This is a genomic window from Planctomycetota bacterium (assembly GCA_035574235.1).
Taxonomy (GTDB): domain Bacteria; phylum Planctomycetota; class MHYJ01; order MHYJ01; family JACPRB01; genus DATLZA01.
In genome coordinates, this window is record DATLZA010000012.1 from 1 (window position 1) to 4,566 (window position 4,566).

At 69.2% G+C, this 4,566-nt stretch carries 3 protein-coding genes; all 3 read left to right on the forward strand.

Features of this window, described 5'->3' with window-relative positions; translation table 11 throughout:
- Positions 1–2,632: DUF1549 and DUF1553 domain-containing protein (locus VNO22_00810; protein HXG59888.1), on the forward strand; the 2,632-nt coding region annotated here is incomplete at its 5' end.
- 4 nt (positions 2,633–2,636) lie between these two features.
- A complete protein-coding gene (locus VNO22_00815; protein ID HXG59889.1) occupies positions 2,637–4,040 on the forward strand; it encodes a DUF1501 domain-containing protein in 1,404 nt (467 codons plus the stop codon).
- Between the two features lie 43 nt (positions 4,041–4,083).
- On the forward strand, positions 4,084–4,566 hold a 483-nt coding region (locus VNO22_00820; GenBank protein ID HXG59890.1), incomplete at its 3' end, for a c-type cytochrome domain-containing protein.

Below are 4,566 nucleotides of genomic sequence, written 5' to 3' on the forward strand. Positions count from 1 at the left end.
GCACTGGGCGTTCGTGCCGCCGCGGCGTCCGCCGGTGCCGGAGGTGAAGGAGCCGGCGTGGTGCCGCAACGAGATCGACCGGTTCATCCTGGCGCGCCTGGAGCGGGAGGGGCTGCGGCCTTCGCCCGAAGCCGACCGCGAAACGCTTCTGCGCCGCCTCAGCCTCGACCTCGTCGGGCTTCCTCCGACGCCCGCCGAAATGGACGCGTTCCTCGCCGACCGCTCGCCCGACGCGTACGAAAAGCAGGTGGAGCGGCTTCTGGCCAGTCCCCACTACGGCGAACGCTGGGGACGCCACTGGCTGGACGCCGCGCGCTACGCCGACAGCGACGGCTACGAGAAGGACAAGCCGCGCGAGGTCTGGTTCTACCGCGACTGGGTCGTCTCCGCCCTCAACCGGGATCTCCCGTACGACCGCTTCATCGTCGAGCAGATCGCCGGCGACCTTCTCCCGGGCGCCGGCCAGGACCAAGTCGTCGCCACGGGCTTCCTGCGCAACTCCATGATCAACGAGGAGGGCGGCATCGACCCCGAGCAGTTCCGCATGGAAGCCATGTTCGACCGCATGGACGCGATCGGCAAGGGCATCCTGGGCCTCACCGTCCAGTGCGCCCAGTGCCACACCCACAAATACGACCCGCTCACCCAGGAGGAGTACTACCGCCTCTTCGCGTTCCTCAACAACGCCCACGAAGCCAGCGTCTCGGTGTACACCCCCGAGGAGGAAATGCGGCGCGCGGAAATCTTCCGCCGTATCCGGGACATCGAAGACGACCTTCGCCGCCGCACCCCCGACTGGCCCGAACGGATGGCCGCGTGGGAGGCCCGGGTCCGCGAGGATCAGCCCCGCTGGATCGTGCTGCGCCCCGCGGTGGACGACATCTCCACGGGCGGCCAGAAGTACCTTCCCGCTCCCGACGGCTCCTTCCTCGCCCAGGGCTACGCGCCCACCAAGCACCGCGTGAAGATGACCGTCCGGGTGGATCTTCCCCGCATCACGGGCTTCCGCCTGGAGCTGCTGACCGACCCCAACCTCCCCCGCGGCGGCCCCGGCCGGTCGATCTACGGCACCGCCGCCCTCACCGAGTTCGAAGTCGAAGCGGACGGCGCCAAGGTCAGGATCGCCCGCGCCACCGCCGACTTCGACCCGCCCGAGGCGCCTCTGGCTCCGATTTTCAACGACAAGAGCGGCAAGCGCCGCGTCACCGGACCCGTGGCCTTCGCGATCGACGGGAAGGAGGAAACCGCCTGGGGCACCGACGCCGGCCCCGGCCGCCGCAACCAGCCGCGCAAGGCCGTCTTCGTCCTCGAAAAACCCATCGAACGCGAAGGCGGCTCGACCGTCACCTTCTACCTCAAGCAGAACCACGGCGGCTGGAACAGCGACGACAACCAGAACCACAACCTGGGACGATTCCGGCTCTCGGTCACCGATGCTCCGGACCCCGTCGCCGACCCTCTTCCGATGAGGGTCCGGGAGATTCTTTCGATTCCGCCCGAGCGGCGCACCCCCGCTCAGGTCGAAGCGGTTTTCGCCTTCTGGAGGACCACCGTCCCCGAGTGGGCGGACGCCAACGCCGCCATCGAGGAGCTGTGGAAGCAGCACCCCGAGGGAACCTCGCAGCTCGTGCTTCTCGACCGCGCGGAAGCGCGATCGACCCACGTCCTGGAGCGCGGCGATTTCCTCAAGCCCGGCAAGCGCGTGAGTCCCGGCGTCCCGGAGTTCCTCCACCCGCTGCCGCCCGGCGCGCCCCCCACGCGCCTGGGCCTGGCGCGCTGGCTCGTCGACCGGAACGCGCCCACCACCGCGCGCGCGTTCGTCAACCGCGTCTGGCAGACCTATTTCGGCACCGGCCTGGTCGCCACGAGCGAAGACCTGGGGCTGCAGGGCGAACCGCCTTCTCACCCCGACCTTCTGGACTGGCTGGCCGTCGACTTCATGGACTCCGGGTGGCGCCTCAAGGACGTTCACCGGAAGATCGTCTTCTCTTCCACCTACCGGCAGTCCTCGAGGGTGACGCCGGAACTTCTGGCCCGCGATCCGTACAACCGGCTCTTGGCCCGCGGACCGCGCTTCCGCGTGGAAGGCGAGACGATTCGCGACATCGCTCTGGCGGCCTCGGGCCTCCTCGATCCGAAGCTCGGCGGCCCTCCGGTCTACCCGCCCGCCCCGGCGTCGCTTTTCGTCCCCCCGGCCAGCTACGGCCCCAAGGTGTGGAAGGAGGAAACCGGCTCCGGACGGTACCGCCGGGCTCTCTACACCTTCCGGTACCGGTCGGTTCCCTATCCGGCCCTCCAGGCCTTCGACGCTCCGAACGGCGACTTCGCGTGCGTCCGCCGCGTGCGCTCCAACACGCCCCTTCAGGCGCTCACGACCCTCAACGAGCCCCTCTTCGTCGAGTGCGCCCGGGCGCTCGGGGAGCGCGCCCGGCGCGAGGGCGGCTCCACGGACGCCGAGCGCGCCGCCTACGCCTTCCGGCTCTGCACCGCGCGGCGGCCGTCCCCCGCGGAGCTCGAAACCCTGCTGGCCTTCCTCGACAAGCAGGCGCGGAGCGCCCGTTCCGGCATGGATCCCTGGACGGCGCTCGGGCGGGTGCTTCTGAATCTGGACGAGACGATGACGAAAGAGTGAGCCGATGAACGCCTCGACGCTCGCCTCCCGGCGGTGGTTCCTCCAGCAGTGCGGCGTGGGACTGGGCGCGATCGCCGCCCATACGCTGCTGGCCGACCGCGCGTGGGCCTCGCCGGCGGATCCCCTGGCGCCGAAGCCGCCCCATTACCCGGCCCGCGCCAAGAACGTCATCTTTCTCTTCATGGCCGGCGGGCCGAGCCACCTGGAGCTTTTCGATTACAAGCCGCAGCTGGCGAAATTCAGCGGCACCCTTCCGCCGCCCGACCTCATCAAAGGCTACCGCGCGGCGTTCATCAACCCCAACTCCAAGCTGCTCGGACCCAAGTTCTCCTTCGCCCGCCAGGGCGCCTGCGGCGCGGAAATCTCCGAACTCCTCCCGCATCTGGCGACGATCGTGGACGACATCGCGATCGTCCGGTCCATGGCCACCGACGCCTTCAACCACGCTCCCGCCCAGATCATGATGAACACCGGCAGCCCTCAGTTCGGGCGGCCGAGCATGGGCGCCTGGGTCACCTACGGCCTCGGCAGCGAGTCCCGGAACCTCCCGGCGTTCGTCGTCTTCAGCTCCGGCTCCAAGGGGCCCAGCGGGGGCAATTCCAACTGGGGCTCCGGATTCCTCCCGACCGTCTACCAGGGCGTCCCCTTCCGCGGCACCGGGGACCCCGTGCTCTACCTCTCCAATCCCCCGGGCGTGGACGAGACGCTCCAGCGGGATACGCTGGACGCCCTCGGCGCCCTCAACCGGCGGCGGCTGGACGTCGTGGGCGACCCGGAGATCGCCACCCGCATCAACGCGTTCGAGATGGCCTACCGCATGCAGATCTCCGCTCCCGAGCTCATGGACCTCGCCCGGGAGCCCAAGGAGATCCTCGACATGTACGGCGCCCAGCCCGGCAAGGCCTCCTTCGCCAACAACTGCCTGCTGGCGCGGCGGCTCGTCGAACGCGGCGTCCGCTTCGTCCAGCTTTTCCACGAGGCCTGGGACCAGCACGGAAACCTCGTCAAGGACCTCAAGAAGAACTGCGAGAACACCGACCGCGCCTCCGCCGCGCTCGTCCGGGACCTCAAGCAGCGGGGCCTGCTGGACGAGACGCTCGTCGTGTGGGGCGGCGAATTCGGGCGCACCCCCATGGTCCAGGGCGGCGGCGACGACGGCCGCGACCACCATCCGAACGCCTTCACGATGTGGCTGGCCGGAGGCGGCATCCGGCCCGGGATCACCTACGGGGAAACCGACGACTTCGCGTTCAACGTCGTCCGGGACAAGGTCCACGTGCACGACCTGCACGCGACGATCCTGCACCTTCTGGGCTTCGACCACACGCGGCTGACGTACCGGTTCCAGGGCCGCGATTTCCGCCTGACCGACGTCCACGGGCGCGTGGTCCAGGAGCTTCTCGCGTAGGCAACCCGGAGGGGCCTTCGGCGGGAAATAAAGGATGTAAGCCGTGATCCGCCGGGAGTCCGTGCGTACAATGGAGAGGAGCGGGAACCGTCCCAGGGAAGGGGTGCCCAAGGTGATCCGTGGAGTTCCGATCTTCTTTCTGATGTTGTTTGCGGGATTCCCCCCCGTCACGGCGGACGAGCGCTCCGCCGGCGGGGAAGGTGCTCCCGCGAAACTCGACTTCAACCGCGACATTCGCCCGATCCTGGCCGAGCGCTGCATCCTCTGCCACGGTCCGGATTCGAAGGCGCGCACCTCGGCGTTGCGGCTGGACACGCGCGAAGGGGCCACGGCGGACCTCGGAGGCTACGCGGCGATCGTGCCCGGAAAGCCGGAAAAGAGCGAACTTGTTCGGCGGATCACGTCGCGGGACCCCGGGGAGGCCATGCCGCCGCCGAAATCGGGCAAGAAGCTCACGGCCCGGGAGGTGGAGCTTCTGAGGCGGTGGATCGCGGAGGGGGCGCCGTACGAGCGGCACTGGGCGTTC

Excerpts from the sequence above, each read along its gene's own strand:
- VNO22_00815 (HXG59889.1), top strand. The coding sequence starts at position 2,637 with ATGAACGCCTCGACGCTCGCCTCCCGGCGGTGGTTCCTCCAGCAGTGC.